The following is an 18,818-nucleotide window of genomic DNA, read 5'->3' on the forward strand; positions in this document are numbered from 1 at the left end:
TCCCGTAGAGCCGAAGTCAGCGTTGTTTACCAACGTTTAACTGTATTTTGTACAGCTATATTCCTTCAAATCACTCAGCTCGGGGATATAAGTGTACTTCGTACATCTATTTCCTTGATTTTCTACCCATTAGGTAGGTTTGGTTGTTTTTAGTTGTATAAAGTGCAGTTAAAGTATGAAGGTTCTTTCTGCGTACGGAATAAGTGTATAGAATGCAGTTATTTTCCAGATTCCATTAAAACGTAGAGCTACATGAATGCGGAGAGTAAATTCCGATCGCCTCAAGTTCAAGGTTTGCTATAAGCGATTAGCGACCATTAGTCTGTTTATATTCACTTGCCCATAATCTGATCAGGTAATGCGTATTAATTCAAAAACACCAGGGAGTAATTTTCCAATAATAGGAGAATCGCTGCCTGGTGTTCTTTTTTTACACTCAAAGCTTGTTCCTATAGACCTTGGGTGACATCCCATAGATTTTAGTGAATTGGCGAGTAAAATAATTACTATCACTAAACCCGCATTCATGTGAGATTTGGGTGATACTGAGATTAGAATGCTTTAATAACCCGCAAGCCCGTTCCAGACGTAAACGATGAAGATAAGCGATCGGGGTTGTCTGATAGTAGGAGCGAAAGATCCGGTTTAAGTGTCTGACTGATATGTCCGAATGTTTGGCGATCTGATCCAGTGTTAACGGCTCAAGATAACGATCTTCCATAAATGAGAGTGCATTCGCCAAATGCATCAGATGGTTCCCCTGAATCCCTTTTTCCTGTGGGTCATAATGTCTGGACAAATAGACGACCAGTTCTATAAACTTGGAGCCCAGCATGGTCTGATAACCCTGTAGCTTGTTGTGATATTCTTCAATCATACCCGCAATGAGAAAAGAGACATACTCCAGGTTAGGAATCGGCAAGCTGAGTTTGCTTGTGTAGGAATGTTTATGACGATACAGGGGTTCCAACACAAATAAGGCTTGAAAGCCGTTGGATGTCCGCAAATCCGCTCCGGCCGTCGATAGCAATTCAGGCTGAAACATAACATTGCAGATCTTGAAATCCTGAGGATCTTTAAAAGCATGCGGGGTCGAACCATTAATTACAAACACATTTCCCTTTTTGATAAAAGACTCCTCAGTATTAACAATATGTGTAGCTGTGCCACTCAATACAATTACGAGCTCTGAAAAGTCCGCATGTCTATGTAGATCGGTGTCTTCGTCGTGATAGCCGTATTGAATAAAAAATGGAAATTGACGATCAGATGTAAACCATTTTAAATAAAATTCACTCAACTCGTTACCCTCCAAAAGCTTGTCCAGATGAATGTCTATATCATGCTATTTTAGGACCGAATAATCAAGGCTTTCTATCCAGTTGAAGCAGTATAATCCTTGACATAGGTTTCAGTGATTAAGATAGAGAAGGAGAATACTACATGAAATATAACAATCCGATTATCCCGGGGTTTTATCCAGATCCAAGCATTTGCAGAGTAGACGAGGATTATTATCTGGTAAACAGTTCATTTGCCTATTCCCCGGGAATACCCATTTGGCACAGCAAGGATTTGGTGCATTGGAAGCAGCTTGGGTACTGTTTGACTCGTGAGAATCAGCTTCAATTTGATGAATCCGTGGTGTCCGGAGGTGTTTGGGCGCCGACTCTTCGTTATTATAACGGTCGTTTTTATATGGTTACGACAAATCAGGATAGCGGAGGTCATTTCTACGTTTGGGCGGATGACCCGGCAGGCGAATGGTCGAATCCACTTTATGTGGAGCAGGAAGGCATTGATCCCTCCTTGTTTTTTGACGATGGAAAGGTTTATTTCACAAGCACAGGCTCCGAGCAAGGGATGGGGATCTACCAATGTGAGATTGATATTGAAACGGGTCAAAAGCTTAGCGATACACGCTTGATCTGGACTGGCAGCGGAGGGAAATTCCCTGAGGGTCCACATCTTTACAAAATAAACGATTACTACTATTTGATGTGTGCGGAAGGTGGGACAGAATATGGACATATGGAGACTATTGCAAGAAGTAGATCGCCATATGGGCCTTATGAATCGTCTCCTCACAATCCCATTTTGACACATCGAAGTTCAGATTACCCCATTCAAGCTACAGGGCATGCCGATTTAGTTGAAGCACAGGATGGTAGCTGGTGGGCGGTATTTCTGGGGATTCGACCAGTAGGTTATCCTTACCGTCATCATCTTGGCAGAGAGACATATTTGGCTCCTGTTCAGTGGACGGAGGAGGGGTGGCCAATGATTGGTGATAACGGAGTGGTTGGTTTAGAAATGGAAGCTGACCTGCCTTCACCAATGCCGTGGGAAGAAGAGCCTGAAACCGACGATTTTGATCAATCTGACCTAAGAATGAGCTGGAATTTCATACGTAATGCTAATAAGGTGGATTGGTCATTGCAGGAACGGGGAGGGTGGCTAGCTTTACGTGGATCAGATGTGAGATTAAATGAGAAGGGTACGCCTGCTTTTATTGGCTGTAGACAGCGGCATTTGAATTGTGAAATTACCACCAAAATGGAATTTAGCCCTCTTGAGGGTGACGAAGCTGGTCTTGTAGTTTTTATGGATCAGAAGTATCACTACGCAATTGGACTAACGCAGATGGAAGGTGAAAATGTTATTACGCTGCGCAGACAGGTAGGGAGCATTAGTGATGTGGCATATTCTTCGGCTTTCGAAGGAACAGGGGTAGAATTGAGAATCCAGGTATTACCTGAAAAATATATATTTTACTATCGAGGTGTGGATCAAATATGGCATCTGCTTGGCGAAGCCGAGACACACTTGATATCTACTGAAGTCGCAGGCGGATTTACTGGAGTATTCTTCGGCATGTATAACTACTCTCCTTATGGAACAACTGCTTATTATGATTGGTTTAGCTATCAAAAGAAATAAAAGGCGGTCGGCTACGTGATCGTCAGAAAAAGCAGTGTTAGCTTGTGAAAAATACAAAGCAGCGATTCTCCAAGTATGGATGAATCGCTGCTTTGTGGTTTTTGGTTGTTGGATTTAGTTGTTTATTGGTTGTTGTTGATGTTGTTTTTTGGTTGTTGTTGTTGTTTGGATATCGTTGTTTTTTTGTCGTCGTTGGTTGTCTCCCTCAGCTTGTATTTATCAACCTCTTAGGCTTAAGGACTCAGAGGACGTTATTTGCGTATTTATCACTTTTTAAGCATAGTTTCGGACCCCAATGCAGCTATTACTTCGAAATAGATTCATATTGAGTGTTTTTTGAGCCAATAGCGGCTATGCGGTCCTTTAGCATCCCAAATGTGAGATAATACTGCGTTTAAGGTCCCCTGGGTCCGATAGTGATCAGCAGATAGGATAAGCCTGATAGGATAAGCCTGATAGGATAAACCTGATAGGACCAGCCCGATAGAATCAGCGTGTGCGCAAAGGTTACCCATACAAGTTGGTGTTAAGCTGATAGTTCCATATTGTGAATGAAGAACACGTTCGCTTTTATCCAATGAGCATATCTTCCTTCAAACGCTTGATGTCTGCTCTAGGGGGTGAACCAAACATCCGAGAATATTCGCGGCTGAATTGTGATGCACTTTCATAGCCAACACGGAACGCGACATCCGCTGCATCCGCTGATTCAGATAATAAAAGGCGGCGAGCTTCCTGTAAGCGCAGATGCTTTTGAAACTGAATAGGACTCATGGCAGTTACCTCTTTGAAGTGTCTATGGAACGAAGAAATACTCATATTGGCTGTTTCAGCAAGCTCTTCAATCCGCAAAGGTTTATCACAGTTCTCGATAATCTGTTCGATGGCCTCCCGAATGCGGTAGGTGCTGCTACCTTCCATCGCAATTTGAGCGAGTGTAACTCCATAGGGTCCCTGCAGAAGCCGGTATAGAATTTCATCAGTATAAATCGGAGCCAAAAACGGAATGTCCTTGGGATCATCCAGCAAACGTACCAATCTCAGGATCGCATCCAATAGTGATAACTCTATCTGCCCGACATACATAGCTCGCTTAGCATTTTCTTTCGGAGCGAGTTTAAATTCGGAATCATTTAGTACTTTCAAAATCTGACTCTGCGTGAATTCTAGCTTAAAGCTTAAATAGGGTGCGTTGGGAGAAGCTTTTATAATCTGACCGATAACGGGTAAATTCATTGATGATATTAGATAATTTGCGGGACCATACTCAAAACGCTCCTTGGCCAATAAGATCTCCTTTGTTCCCTGCGCAATGAAACATAAAGAAGGTTTGTATACTCTGTATACTGGCTCGGTCACATTGGAGTTACGAATCACAAACAATGAGGGGATAGCGGTCTCATATACTCCATCCTGGCTCGAATGATGTTCAATCAATCTGGCGAGTTCTTCTTTCCGCTCTAGTAATTCTTTAGACATGTGCTCCTCCTAATGTTTTGTTCTTATTCAATTATAAAGTAAAAACATCTTTTGTGTTAGTGATAGTGAGAGGAATAGGCAATCATTTAAGATAATTGAGATAACGGCGTTCACTTCATTTATCGCATAATTAGAACTAAGAAAGGGGTTTTGAAATTGAGCAATGTTTTGATCATAGGCGCTAATGGCGGAATTGCACGACATGCGATTGATTTGTTTTTGAACGAAACCGATGCCCGCTTAACACTTTATCTCCGTAACTCGGACAGATTAAGCCATATAACATCCAGCCGTGCTCGAGTAGTTGAAGGAGATGTGTTGGATAGTGAGCAATTAAAAGAAGCGATGATCGGGCAAGATGTTGTTTATGCTAATCTGGCAGGTAATTTGGAGAAAATGTCTAAGGCTATCGTTGAAGCAATGAACACCACTGGTCTTAAACGTTTGATTTTTATCAGCTCAATGGGCATTTACGATGAAGTTCCAGGAGAGAAGTACAGCAGTATATTGGATCCATATCGTAAATCTGCAGAAATTATTGAATCTTCAAATCTTAACTATACAATTCTGAGACCTGGATGGTTTACCTATAAAGACGAGATAGACTACGAAACAACTCAGAAAGGTGAACCTTTTAAAGGGAGAGAAGTGTCGCGAAAAAGTGTGGCTGCATTAGTTGTTAAATTGGCCGAGTCACCAGATATGGAAATTCGCCGCAGTTTAGGAGTAAACAAACCCAAAATCTAAAGGAGACACAAACTAATGGAATATACAAAACTTGGTCGTACTGGTTTGGATGTATCTAGAATTTGTCTTGGTTGTATGAGTTACGGAGTACCTGAACGTGGAATGGCTCCGTGGTCGCTAAATGAGGAGCAGAGCAGACCCTTTATTAAAAGAGCACTGGAGCTTGGCATCAACTTCTTTGATACGGCTAATGTATACTCTGACGGAACAAGCGAAGAAATTGTCGGACGTGCCTTAAAAGAATTCGCTCGCCGCGATGAGGTAGTCATTGCTACAAAGGTGTTTTTCCGGATGCATCAGGGACCAAATGGAGCAGGACTTTCACGCAAAGCGATTATGACCGAAATAGACAACAGTCTAAAACGGCTGGGCACAGATTATGTGGACCTATACCAGATCCATCGTTGGGATAATGACACTCCTATCGAAGAGACCATGGAGGCCCTTCATGACGTAGTAAAGGCAGGTAAAGTTAGATATATTGGAGCGTCCTCTATGTATGCTTGGCAGTTCTTGCAGGCACAGCATGTTGCTGAGCGTAACGGTTGGACTAAATTTGTCTCTATGCAAAATTACTTGAATCTACTCTACAGGGAAGAAGAACGGGAAATGTTGCCTCTTTGCCGGGAAGAAGGAATCGGTGTGATCCCATGGAGTCCGCTTGCTAAAGGTCGACTAACCCGTGATTGGAATGAACAAACAGCTCGTTCAGAGATAGACGAAGTCGGAAAGGCATTTTATGCAAAAATGGCTGAGGCTGACCGCAAGGTTGTTGAGGTAGTTGCCGAAATTGCGGCAAAGCGCGGGATTCCACGTGCCCAAGTAGCGCTTGCTTGGGTTCTGCAAAAAGAGCAAGTAACATCGCCTATCATTGGTGCAACCAAAGCAAATCATCTGGAGGACGCCGTTGCAGCGGTATCAGTGAAGCTGGAGCCAAGTGAAATAGCGAGTCTGGAAGAGCCTTATGTGCCACACCCAGTTATAGGAAATCTAAGCTAGATAAAAAGCGTGATACCCTTGGGGATCGCGCCTTTTTTTTACCTAAGCTAAACTTTCATCTACCATTTAGTGCCTTTAGAAACTTGTCTTTAGTTTGGCTTAATCGTTGCTCAGCACCATGCGGGTGCAAGGGTTTGCATAAATAGGTGAATAAGAAAACACATTCCAATCGATAAAAATGACATGTTAATTCTTCTTAAGCCAAGGTAATATGTATCCGATATGTGAGAGTGAATATAGAAAAGGAGATGAACTCTTTATTATTAATTCCACATTGAAGCATACGCACATGAATACTGAAATTGGCCAACCAGCCATCCTCAATCCAAGTCAGGTGTACCCGACGGTTTCCTTCACACCGTGTGTTAACGGAAGGGTTGCCGGTGAATTGATTTTTGATAGAACGAAACTGGTGACTGAGTTGCCTGAGACTCCTATGGTTAAAGACTCGTTAATGGAATGGACACCGTTAGGCACGGCTGATCTACTGGGTACTTATGAACTGCGAATGACCCTCAAGCAGGACGGAAAAGCTCCTCAGTATGACTCATATTATTTTACCGTGCTGGATCCAAAGAGCATCCCCGCGGGACAGAGCACAATCGCTTTCCTTGGTAACGATGGAATGATGATGTATATCGGTGATTATCGAGGTAATCGGATCTTGGACTTTTCTAATGCGGGTTATAGGGGTGGTGGTGTTGAGATCCCGAATATTCCCGTTAAGTCGACCGTTCTACCCTTGGACGGAGACGCGACGGACCGTATTCAGGTGGCAATTGACCAGTTGGCTATGCTCCCGCTCGATAAGAACGGATTCCGCGGGGCAGTCCTTTTGAAAAAAGGCAGATATGAAGTCGGAGGCACGTTGTTCATTAAAGCAAGCGGGATCGTCCTTCGCGGTGAAGGTCAGGACAAAGAGGGCACTATTCTCTATGGTACCGGAGCGAAACTGCGAAATCTAATTGAAATTGGTGAAAATGCAGATCTTATGCTGGACAGCAACTCGAAGCAGATGATTTCAGATTTGTATGTGCCCTCAGGCTCGCGTTCTTTCCATGTAGAAGACGGGGGTGCTTACAATGTAGGCGATCAGATCATAGTCCGCAGAATAGGTAATAAAAACTGGATTCACGAAATTGGTATGGATAACATCTATAAGCGCCCGGGTGGAACCGTAACCCAATGGTCACCGTTCAATCTGGATTTTGACCGAGTCATCACTGCTATTGTAGGTAATACGATTACGGTCGATGCCCCATTGGCGAATGCTATCGAACGTCAGTGGGGCGGCGGAGAGATCTATAAATATACAGACCATGCCCGCATTCAGCAGGTGGGGGTAGAGAAAATGAGGGTAGAGTCCGATTTTGACCCAAGCATTATAGATATTAAGATGGATAACGATACAACAGATCCTTATTATGCGGACGAAAAACATGCTGAACGTTTCGTCGTGTTCAACAGTGTGAAGAATGGCTGGGTTCGAGAGGTGAGAGGTTACCATCTGTCCTATTCTCTCGTTCAAATGAAGCGTTATTCCAAATGGGTTACGGTTCAGGACTGTCAAATGTACGATATGATCAGTGTGGTTACTGGGGGTCGCCGTTATGTCATACATCAGATGGGCCAGCTAAATCTCGCTCAACGTATTTATACAGAGACGGCGCGGCATGCGTTCACCGTCGATAGCTGGGTACCGGGGCCGAATGTATTTCTGGATGGAGAAGCTGTTAAAAATTATAACACCAGTGAACCTCATCATCGCTGGTCAGTCGGAGGCCTGTTCGATAATATCAAAGCTCCCATCTCTATTCGGGATAGGGCGTGGTTAGGCAGCGGACATGGCTGGGCAGGTGCGAATTATGTGACTTGGAATACACAAGGAGAGCTCACTTTACAGCGGCCACCAACCGCTCAAAACTACGCCATTGGCCATGTTGGTAGCAAGATACCCGGACTGCTTCCTAACGATTATGATTCCCGGCCCCGTGAAGATGGATATTGGTGCAGTTGCGGTCAACATGTCGTCATTAATAGTCTCTACAAGCAGCAGCTGATGGAACGTTTAGGTCGAAATGCGCTCAGTATTATAAAAAAATAATTTACAGTAGGGTGCGGAATTTTCCGCATCCTTTTTAGTTTGGATCATAAAAAAACACAACCCCTAACAATCTATGCCATGGAGAGACATCAGGATCAAGAGTAGCATAGGAAGTAGAGTTACTGACGAATGATATGACCTGAAAATAGGAAAGGCCAGGTGAACAAGAGTTGAGTGAAAGAAGACGAGCGAAACAAGAGGTGGCATTACCGGCAACCAAGCAGGAATCAGAACGTCTTCGATTATGGTATACAAACCCGGCGTCAAATTGGAATGAGGCTCTTCCCATAGGAAATGGGCGCCTCGGGGCAATGGTGTCCGGTATGATCGGCCAAGATAAAATCCAGCTTAACGAAGATTCAATTTGGTACGGCGGCCCTGGACGTGCAGCTAATCCTGCAGCTCAGCCATATTTAACAGAGATTCGGCAAATGCTGAAAGACGGCAGGCAGGCGGAGGCAGAACATTTGGCACGAATGGCTATGACTGCTTCACCAAAATATGAGCAGCCGTACCAGCCACTTGGAGATTTGATTTTAAAGTTTCTGGATTCCAGTGAGGTTATAGAAAAATACGAGCGGGAGCTCGACTTGGAGCAAGCGGTCGTTACGGTATCGTACCGTTGTGGCGGGGTTCGCTATTACAGGCAATATTTTATAAGTGAACCGGACGGTGTATTGCTAGTCCGATTGACAGCTGACAGACTTGGCAAGATCACGTTGGCTGCGAATCTTATGCGTCGTCCGTTCGATACCGGCTGTAGCACTGGTCCTGCAAACACAGTTTTAATGAATGGGGAATGCGGAGCGGATGGCGTTCGCTTTTGCACAGCACTAAGGGCAGTTCAACAAGGGGGCCGCCAGAGGCTCATCGGGGATTACATCTCTATTGAGGGGGCAGACTCCGTCACCCTTATGCTGGCAGCGCAGAGTACCTTCCGTGTAGATCAACCTGAAAAAGCCTGTCTAGAGCAATTGGATCAAGCTACGGCTCAGTCTTTTGCAACTCTAATAAAGCAGCATAAGGAGGAATACAAGTCCCGGTTTGCTCGATTTTCAATCGATTTAACTAGGGGTGGAGACCTGTACGCTGAGCTTCCTACCGATAAGCGATTACAGCGGTTACAGCAAGCAAAAGATGAAAGAAGCAATCCCAATGAGTCTGGTGATCCGGGACTAGTTGCACTATATGTACAGTATGGGCGCTACTTACTGCTTTCCAGTTCTCGACCAGGTACGTTGCCTGCTAATCTGCAAGGCATATGGAATGATAGCTTTACCCCGCCATGGGAATCAAAATATACAATTAATATTAACCTCCAGATGAATTACTGGCCTGCCGAAGTCCTAAATATGGCTGAATGCCATGAACCGCTGTTTGATTTGATCGAACGGATGCAGTTGAACGGTCAAGAAACGGCAAAAGAAATGTATGGCTGTCGCGGTTTTGTTGCTCATCATAACACTAACTTATGGGCGGAAACCCGACCAGAAGGCATCCTAATTACCTGCACGGTCTGGCCAATGGGTGCTGCTTGGTTATGCCTTCATTTGTGGGAACACTACCGGTTTGGACTGAATCTTTCTTTTCTCAAGGAAAGGGCCTATCCACTGATGAAGGAAGCAGCGATTTTTCTGCTTGATTACATGGTAGAGGAAGGTGGCTTACGAATTACTGGGCCTTCAGTCTCCCCGGAAAACCGCTTCCTTCTTTCGGACGGAAGCAGCGGCAGCCTCTGTATGGGACCATCCATGGATTTGCAAATCGCATATACATTGCTATCCGCCTGTTCGGAAGCGGCATTAATTATTGGAGAAGAAGATACAATGTTTCTCTCTGAACTACATGAGACGCTTGAACACATTCCACAGCCGAGTGTGGGCAGTCATGGACAGATTAAGGAATGGCTGTTTGACTACGAAGAGCAAGACGCAGGTCACCGGCATATTTCTCAGTTGTTCGCATTACATCCGGGGGAACAGATTGACATGAGGCACACCCCTGAGCTTGCCGCAGCAGCCCGGCGAACGCTTGAACGCCGCCTTGACGGAGGTGGAGGTCATACCGGCTGGAGCAGGGCATGGATCGTCAACTTTTATGCCCGTCTCGGTATGGGTGCGGAAGCCTATGAGCATTTAATTAAACTGTTAGCCTCCTCCACGTATTCGAATCTTTTAGACTGCCATCCACCCTTTCAAATAGACGGCAATTTTGGTGGAGCAGCAGGGGTAGCAGAAATGCTGCTGCAATCCCACCGAGCAGAACTTCGACTATTACCTGCCCTTCCTAAGGAGTGGTCTTCAGGCAGCATAAGGGGGATGAGAGCAAGAGGTGGTTTTACCGTTGATCTTTCTTGGAGCCAAGGAAAGCTGGATGAAGCGACGATTCACTCTACGGTTACCGCTGAATATCGAATTTGGTCTGCCGTTCCGCTCGATCTGCCAGAACAATCTCTTATTAGCGATGGTCAGGGATTTGAATATACTTTTTCTTCAGTTGCAGGGAAGTCCCGCAAGATTCGTGCACAATAGTCAATCGTAATAAAACACAGGCAAGCCGAAAAATCTCCATTTTGAAGACCTGGATATTGGATTAACATTAGCCATACAACAAAATCCAAACTGCAACCAAAGGAGCGATAATTATGCCACAACAAGTGCCAGCCGCATTGCCAGCGAGCAGGCCAGATCTTTCCCCATTCCAAAGACGAATGACCAATTTGCGCAAATATAAGGCGCTATATCTCATTTCACTTCCAGGCATTATTTTTTTTATCGTATTTAAATACTTACCCTTGGCGGGTTCCATCATGGCCTTTCAAAACTACAACATATTCAAAGGTTTTACAGGCAGTCCGTGGGTTGGCCTTGATCAGTTCCGGCGGATGTTCACCTATCCAGAGTTTTTGAGAATTCTTGAAAATACTATCCTGATCGGCCTATATGATATGGTCTTTGCGTTTCCGGTTCCCATAATATTCGCCCTCCTTCTTAATGAAGTGAGAAAAGCTTTCTATAAACGGATTTTGCAGACCGTCGTTTATTTGCCCCATTTTCTCTCATGGGTCATTATTGGGGGGATTATGATTGGCATTTTGTCCCCAACGACAGGTATCGTGAACCAGATCTTAAATACTTTTGGGCTCGACTCCGTTTATTTTCTGGGCGAGGACTCGTATATTCGTACCATCCTGGTTGGAACAGGCATATGGAAAGACAGTGGATGGGGAACTATTGTTTATTTAGCCGCACTCGCTGCTGTGAATCCTGAGCTGTACGAAGCGGCTCGGATTGACGGAGCAAATCGTTGGAAACAAACCTTATCTATAACGATCCCGACGATCTTGCCTACTATCATGATTATGTTCCTGCTTCATATCGGTAACTTCCTTGATTTTGGCTTTGAGCGAGTGTTTGTATTTATCAATTCGCTTAATGAGACCAATGGAGATATTCTCGATACTTATATATACCGAGTGGGTCTTATTGATCAGCAATACAGCTATACAACAGCTATAGGCCTCTTTAAATCGGTCGTCGGACTGTTGCTAGTCATGATCGGGAATACGCTTAGTAAAAAAGCATCAGGGGATGGACTTTACTAGAAAGGAGTCGAAGAGTAAATGAAAAATAAAGGTCGCCTATTTGACGTTTTCAACTATATATTTCTGATGCTGGTCGGGTGCTTGATGGTCTTCCCTCTGCTGCATGTGCTCGCCAAATCATTTAGCAGCACTCATGCCATTAATGCAGGCGAGGTTAAGCTATTCCCTGTAGATTGGACGCTTATGAATTATCAAGTTATTCTTGGGGATACCTCCATCTGGAGAGCTTTCATGGTAAGTATATTTATTACAGTTGTCGGAACGCTTATTAATCTGATTTTAACTGCATCACTGGCCTATCCTTTATCCAGATCCGAATATTCGATGCGCAAAGGAGTTCTGATTTTAATCCTAATTACGATGATATTTCACGCTCCGCTCATACCGAACTATATGGTCATCAAAAACTTGCACTTGATCGACTCTTTATGGGTATTAATCATCCCATCGGCCATCAGTGCATATAACCTGTTCATCATGCGTTCTTTTTTCTCAGCCCTGCCTACTGAGCTGATAGACAGCGCGCGAATGGATGGAGCGGGAGAGCTGCGCACGATGTGGAGCGTCATCCTTCCTTTGTCCAAACCAGTTATGGCAACTATGGGCTTGTTTTACGCGGTATCCCATTGGAATTCTTATTCATCGGCGTTGTATTTTATCAATACACGAGCGCTTTATCCACTTCAGCTGCGGCTTCGGGAAATCGTACTGAGTAACGACCTTGGGCAAGCGGGCAGCTTATTAGAAAACGTAAATGAAGTATCTCCGGCAGGTGTGCAAATGGCAGTTATTGTCGTCTCCGTCATACCGATTATTATCGTGTATCCGTTTCTGCAAAAGTATTTTATCAAAGGGATGTTAATCGGATCTATTAAGTCTTAAATCAATCAGCTTGCATCATCCTTTAAAAGAAACAGCCATCTGCTTATCAAAATATGGTAAGATATAATCCAAACTCAAAAATGGAAGCGTTGCCAATAATCGCAACTTCAAATCAATTTCATACCACAAGACAACTGATTCTGATTCCATTCCGGAAGGGATTTGATACAAGTGCGAGTATTGATTGTAGAAGATGAGCCTGTCATTCAAAAAGGATTGGTGAAGATGGTCCAGCGTTATCCGGTCTCATTCACCGCGATTTATACAGCCGACGACGGCGAAGCAGCCTTAGAAACTATCCAAAAGCTAGAACCGCATTTAGTGCTGACAGATTTGCGCATGAAGCGGATGGATGGCCTTGATTTATGTGAACGAATTCACCGTGATTACAGTCATGTCCAGGTGGCAGTCATTTCCGGGTACAATGACTTTCAATATGCACAACGAGCAATGGCCTATGGCGTTAAACGGTATTTACTGAAGCCGGTTCTCCAGCAGGATGTGCATGATATGCTGAGAGAACTGATATCCGGCATGACAGGCAGCATTATTCCTGTTCATAAATACGTGGATTGGGCCGAACAGCTGGAACAACACATCTGGCTGCTGCAACGTGATGAGACAAACCGTCTGCTTGATGAAAGAGAAACATCGGGTTTATTTGAAGGATTGAACGTCTTTAGCATGGATGCAGTGCTGAATGATTGTCTGCAAATGATCGTAGATCGCTTGGAACGCCGAGGCTGGAAGCCTCCGTCCCGGTGCTGTGGAGATGTGAAAGCCGCCAATACGAAAAAAGAAACGATGTTAGCATTTGTCGCGATAATAAACGGTATACTTGCGGAGCTGCAGCTTACTCGCAAAGGCAACTATAAGGACCCGGTTGAAGAAGCAAAAGCTTTCATTGATAAACATCTGGCTGAGGATGTATCGTTAGAAGAAGTAGCCAAACGGGTGGGACTTGCCCGCACCTACTTCAGCGCATTATTCAAAAAAATGACGGGGGAAACCTTCGTACACTATCGGATCCGGAGACGAATGGAGGAAGCGCGCAGACTTCTTGCCGTACCCACCATGACAATCAGTGACATCTCGATTCATGTAGGTTACGAGGATTATCCTCATTTTACGAAGACATTTAAAAATCTCGTGGGTGTATCACCTTCGGAATACCGTGCTTCGTTTGGCATTGAATAATGAGAGCAACCCTCAGCCGGAAGCTGCTATTTTATTTTACCATTGTCATCTTACTTTCCCTGTCAGCGCTGGGGATTTCCTTTTACAGCATTTCTGCCAAGCAATTGCAGTCAAGCACTGAAAACCAAATGATTCAGATCGTAAATAATGCAGTTCATCATACCAATCTCTATATTTCATCCTATCAACGGTCGACCGTGGCGCTACTAACGGATTTGAGAGTTAAAAGATATATTGATCTATCAGCAGACCGTGAGGAATATGAAAATTACCGCTACACGACCGATATACGCGATGCTATTGTTGAACCTGTATGGATTCGCAATCCCGAGATTGAAGCCCTATATATTATCGGGTATTCCGGGAATGCGCTTTATTATTATAATGGCGGTTCAGCGCCATCTTTTACACAGGAAGACACCGCTAGACAGATCCGGTATTTCAAAGAACATACAGATGTCAGTGGACAGTTGAATGTAATCAATTACAGTATCCGTGGGGATCAAACGCCGATGTTGACCTTAATCCGCAGCATTCGCGGTCTTCAGTCACCAGAGATGAAAGGATTTGTAGGCATCGAAGTCAAAGCGGAGGAGCTCTCTACGTTATGGAAAGGAATCGATCTTGGTCCCGAAAGCTATTTTTTTATTGTAGATGGCGAAGGCAGGATTCAATATCATAACGATCAAAACAAAGTAGGGACGTTGATTCCCGATAGTCTTGGCAAGCAAATTGAGCAAGCAGGAGAGGCGATGTTCCGCAGCTCGGCAGAGGGCGTGGAAAAATCTTATATCAGCCGTAATGCGGAATATTCCGGTTGGCATCTGGTTGTATCCATCCCAGACACTCAGCTGCAAAAGCCGCTAATTACCATCCGGAATTATATTATTGTTGTCGCGATTTTGACATTTATGATAGCGCTGTTTCTGGCAAGCCGATTTGGTAAGTCCGTTACTACACCCATCCGTATACTGATGAAAGGAATGAGCCAGACCGAAAAAGGAAATTGGGAATTAATCTCCCTTCCGAAAAGCCAGGATGAGGTCACTGGGCTTATCGTTCGTTACAATCTGATGGTAACCCGCCTGTCAGAGCTTGTGGACACCGTGTATCAGTCAGAACTGAAGAACAAGGAAATGGAAGCTGAGCGGCAGAAGGCCGAATTCCAATCCTTACAGCTGCAGATCAACCCTCATTTTTTATACAATACGCTCGAAACAGTGGTCTGCTATGCAGTAATTCAGGATTCAGATGAAATATCAGAAATTGTCGGAGCCCTGTCCTACATGCTGCATTATTCGGTGCGCACCAATCTTGAAGAGATAACCGTAGCAAATGAGCTGAAGCATGTCATCCATTATATGGTCATTATCAATCACCGGATCGGAAGGCCGTTTGAAATCGATGTGCGGATAAAGCCTGAAATGCTTCTGCGCAAAATGGTTCGCTTGACCTTACAGCCACTTGTGGAAAATGTGTTCCAGCACGCCTTTCGTTATGGTGTTGAAGATTATCACACGATTACGATTGATGCTGGAGAGGATGGCGATATCTTCTGGGTCAGCATTACGGATAATGGCAGCGGGATGACCCCGGAGCGGCTTGAAGAACTTCGCCTCAAACTGAGTGAAAATCGACTCGCCGATGTGGAGGAAGGGAAAGGAAGCCCAGGCGGCATCGGTGTGCAAAATGTTCATCGCCGGATTCAGCTTGTCTTCGGAGAAGAATTCGGAGTTGACGTAGAAAGCAGTCCAGAATGCGGAACACGCATGATCATGAAAATGCCGATTTCCGGAAGGAAGGAACAGCAAGTGCTTAACGCATAGGCGCTTCTCGCCGAAGAGAACGAGGATCAAAAAGCTGTCCTGAGGTCCGAGCCGCGGACTTTTGGGATGGCCTTTTTTTATAACGACAACCGATCACAAAAAAACACATCCCACAATAATCCACCCCATGGGAGTGCTGATGATACAGCTTTATGATGGGTACAGGTAAACCAAATACCTTTTTATACTAATAAGGGGGATTATCCAGATGAAAAAATGGGTTAGTCTGATCCTATCCACGGCGCTTGTCTCAAGTCTCGTCGCAGGATGCGGAAGCAATGAAACATCGGACGGTAACGTCGATGCAGCAGGCGAATCAAAACCGCTTAAATTTAGTATTTCGTTAAACACAAGCGGAAACGCTTACACGGAAAGTTCTAAAGACATTAATACCGATAAGTGGGTCAAGGAGTTAGAGAAACGGGCGAATGTCGATTTAGACATTAAGTTAATTCCTTTGAAGGACTTTGATTCCAAAATGGCTGTTATGTTTGCCGGCGGTGATATCCCGGATGTGGTTCAAAATGTCGGAGGGGCTACGGATAAATCGATGGCTGGGTCGGTTCAGGCTGGTGTTTTTATGCCGCTGGATGATCTGCTGAAGGAGAATGCGCCCAACCTGATGAAGGTTGTCCCGCAGGAAGCATGGGATGAAGTCAGCTACGACGGAAAAATATATGGCATTCCGACTTGGCTCAGCAATCCGTCTCGACGTGCCACCTTTATCCGAACTGATTTATTGGAGAAAACTGGCCTTCCGGTACCAGTAACGATTGAAGATTTCTTGAATGTGCTGCGCGCTTTTAAGAAACTCGGTGTGAGCGCTCCTTATCAGATGCGTGAGAACTTCAAGTATGCAGATATCGCATTTGGTGCATATGACGCGCTTGGCTATCAGTTTACAGAGGATAATGGAGAGATCGTACCCAAATTTTATAATTCCGAGAATATGGAAAAAGCACTGAACGTATACAAGACGATGTATGACGAAGGCCTCATTCAGAAGGATTTTGCGACAATTCAAACGGCACAGTATGGTGAAAATATTGCTGCAGGCAATGCAGGGATCTGGACAGCTAATGCGCAGAATCTCCTGGATTTCCGGACCCAGATCGCCGCGTCCAATCCGGAAGCGAAAGTGGATATTATCTCGTCGCCAACCGGTGACCATGGACAAAAAGGATACGGCTTGTATAGTTCGGTCAATACCTCACTGTATATCAACAATAAAGTCAGTAAAGAAAAGGCTGCCCGGATTATCCAAATGTTTGAATGGATGCAGACCCCGGAAGCCAGTAATTTCTATAGCTTTGGGATTGAAGGCGAGAATTACACGGTAAAAGACGGAAAAGTTGATTATAAGCTGCCAGAGAACAAGGCTGCCCAAGATGAAGAGAAATTCCGCACACAGCTGCGCTGGGTAGGGGACGGAACAATCAACCGCGAACGAACTGAGCTGCTTACGGGTGGTAAAGATGTTTTGAAAGCATTGGATGAAACTCTGAGTAAAGAAGGCTTAGGGGGCATCGGATTTGTACCTGATCTGGAGTCTTTCAGCAAATTCCCTGATCTAGCCTCCAAACGTCCCGATCAGGCACCAAAACTGATCATAGACCATATGGTCAAAATGATTTATGGCAAAGAACCGATTAGTGATTTCCCAAAAGTCATCGAGGAATATAAGCTAAAGGGCGGCGAAGAAATCTTAAAAGAAGCAACAGAACGCTACAAAAATAATGAGGGAATCCTTAATCAGCAAAGTCGGAAATAGATAGATTCTCAGGAAGCCTCTTCATTCGAAGGGCTTCCTGCCAGTTAGGAGGGAGAACAATGAGTCAAACTGCTCTGTGTGATGAAATCATGCGTCTGCCTGTAATCGATACACATACCCATCTCGTCGGCGATAAGCTAAACGCGGCTGACTTCTGGGAAATAGCCGATTATTTCTGGTTGAACCAAGAGCTTCAGTCAGCAGGATATCCGGCGGATGCGGACCAACTTTCGAAAGAGAAGCGGACTGACTCTTTTGTTAGAGCTTACCACGCTTCCCGTAATACGATGATGAATCGTGCTTTTACAGCAATCATGAAAGATTTGTACGGTATCTCCATCACTGATTCAGAGTCGGTGTTCAAAGCGGATATAACGGTTAAACAGAAAAGTAACGATCCCGGCTGGGCGCAAAACGTAGCTGACCGCCTGCATGTGCAGCGGTTTATTGTAAACCGCTCGGAGCATGCCAACTTTGCACACATGAGAGAAAATGCTCTACTGATTCCTCGAATTGACTCCTGGCTGCCTGAGCTGGCAAAGGATATTACAGATGCCTCTGATCCCAGCCGGGAAGCGGCTTATACTCAAGCGAAAAAGTTTATTAGCGAGCAGTTGCACTCATATCAGACGATGGGCTGTCCGGGAATCATGACTACGTTGCCAGCCTTTGAAGCCAATGCTCATGATGTTTACAATCTTAGCAGCGTAACTGGACCGGATGAAATCATGATGCTGCTCCTTCATCATATCTGTTCGGAACTGCAAGTAAGAGGAATGTTCTTGCAGCTGTTTCTCGGCGTCGAACGCAGATGGTGTAATAAATCGGCTGCGCCAGTTAACGATCCGCTACGGATTGTTAAACTGTATGGTTTGTTTGAACGGTATTCCATTCCGTTTGAGCTGGTGGTGGCTTCAGAATTAAATAACCTGGATATTGTGCAGGCTGCATGGAATTTCCCTAACGTTCATGTAGGTGGGATGTGGTGGTATAACTTCAGACCCAGTACCTATTTGCAGAGCATGCAGTATCGGTTGGAGGCACTCGCCCCGCTCAAGTGTTCGCTCATTGTCTCGGATGCGCGCTGTATCGAATGGACATATGGCAAGCTGCTGATCGTTAAAAAAATACTTGCGCGCTTTTTGGAAAGTCAAATAGCGGAAGGCTGGATCAGCCGGGAGGAGGCGCTGAATATTGCGGCGGAATGGCTACATGGGAGTGCTGCTAAACGTTATGGACTAACAGATGTAAAGCAATAAGCCGTGGAGG

13 protein-coding genes are annotated in these 18,818 nt (G+C 44.8%); 11 read left to right on the forward strand and 2 right to left on the reverse strand.

All coding sequences use genetic code 11. From position 1 onward, the window contains the following. Nucleotides 1-436 precede the first annotated feature (436 nt). Entirely contained in the window at nt 437-1,300 is an 864-nt protein-coding gene (locus tag NST25_RS14685) for an AraC family transcriptional regulator (protein ID WP_340394300.1), read from the reverse strand. A 143-nt stretch (nt 1,301-1,443) separates the two neighbouring features. Between NST25_RS14685 and NST25_RS14690 the strand changes: the two genes are divergently transcribed. After that, entirely contained in the window at nt 1,444-2,940 is a 1,497-nt protein-coding gene (locus NST25_RS14690; RefSeq protein WP_340394301.1) for a glycoside hydrolase family 43 protein, read from the forward strand. Between the two features lie 570 nt (nt 2,941-3,510). Here the strand turns inward: NST25_RS14690 and NST25_RS14695 are convergent. Then, nucleotides 3,511-4,419: an AraC family transcriptional regulator gene (locus NST25_RS14695; protein ID WP_076278454.1), complete on the reverse strand. Its 909-nt coding sequence runs from the start codon at nt 4,417-4,419 to the stop codon at nt 3,511-3,513. Nucleotides 4,420-4,575: 156 nt separating this feature from the next. Between NST25_RS14695 and NST25_RS14700 the strand changes: the two genes are divergently transcribed. From NST25_RS14700 to NST25_RS14745, 10 genes are all read left to right on the forward strand, one after another. Beyond that, complete coding sequence (locus tag NST25_RS14700; RefSeq protein ID WP_340394302.1) at nt 4,576-5,166, forward strand: SDR family oxidoreductase; 591 nt, start codon at nt 4,576-4,578, stop codon at nt 5,164-5,166. Between the two features lie 15 nt (nt 5,167-5,181). Then, the gene (locus tag NST25_RS14705) at nt 5,182-6,165 is read left to right on the forward strand and encodes an aldo/keto reductase (RefSeq protein WP_076184577.1); all 984 of its coding nucleotides are present in this window, start codon (nt 5,182-5,184) and stop codon (nt 6,163-6,165) included. A 289-nt stretch (nt 6,166-6,454) separates the two neighbouring features. Beyond that, a complete protein-coding gene (locus tag NST25_RS14710; protein WP_340394303.1) occupies nt 6,455-8,269 on the forward strand; it encodes a hypothetical protein in 1,815 nt (604 codons plus the stop codon). Nucleotides 8,270-8,439: 170 nt separating this feature from the next. After that, the gene (locus tag NST25_RS14715; protein WP_340394304.1) at nt 8,440-10,800 is read left to right on the forward strand and encodes a glycoside hydrolase family 95 protein; all 2,361 of its coding nucleotides are present in this window, start codon (nt 8,440-8,442) and stop codon (nt 10,798-10,800) included. 179 nt (nt 10,801-10,979) lie between these two features. Continuing rightward, the gene (locus NST25_RS14720; protein ID WP_076190487.1) at nt 10,980-11,873 is read left to right on the forward strand and encodes an ABC transporter permease subunit; all 894 of its coding nucleotides are present in this window, start codon (nt 10,980-10,982) and stop codon (nt 11,871-11,873) included. A gap of 18 nt (nt 11,874-11,891) precedes the next feature. Further along, entirely contained in the window at nt 11,892-12,755 is an 864-nt protein-coding gene (locus NST25_RS14725) for a carbohydrate ABC transporter permease (protein WP_076125649.1), read from the forward strand. Between the two features lie 171 nt (nt 12,756-12,926). Next, complete coding sequence (locus tag NST25_RS14730; protein ID WP_076276512.1) at nt 12,927-13,952, forward strand: response regulator; 1,026 nt, start codon at nt 12,927-12,929, stop codon at nt 13,950-13,952. Further along, nucleotides 13,952-15,778: a sensor histidine kinase gene (locus NST25_RS14735; RefSeq protein WP_076276513.1), complete on the forward strand. Its 1,827-nt coding sequence runs from the start codon at nt 13,952-13,954 to the stop codon at nt 15,776-15,778. The genes NST25_RS14730 and NST25_RS14735 overlap by 1 nt, the downstream gene beginning before the upstream one ends. A gap of 208 nt (nt 15,779-15,986) precedes the next feature. Then, a complete protein-coding gene (locus NST25_RS14740) occupies nt 15,987-17,549 on the forward strand; it encodes an extracellular solute-binding protein (protein ID WP_340394306.1) in 1,563 nt (520 codons plus the stop codon). Between the two features lie 59 nt (nt 17,550-17,608). Beyond that, a complete protein-coding gene (locus NST25_RS14745) occupies nt 17,609-18,808 on the forward strand; it encodes a glucuronate isomerase (protein WP_340394307.1) in 1,200 nt (399 codons plus the stop codon). Nucleotides 18,809-18,818 lie beyond the last annotated feature (10 nt).

Origin of the sequence: Paenibacillus sp. FSL E2-0190 (genome assembly GCF_037992965.1) — a bacterium.
GTDB classification, from domain to species: domain Bacteria; phylum Bacillota; class Bacilli; order Paenibacillales; family Paenibacillaceae; genus Paenibacillus_AQ; species Paenibacillus_AQ odorifer.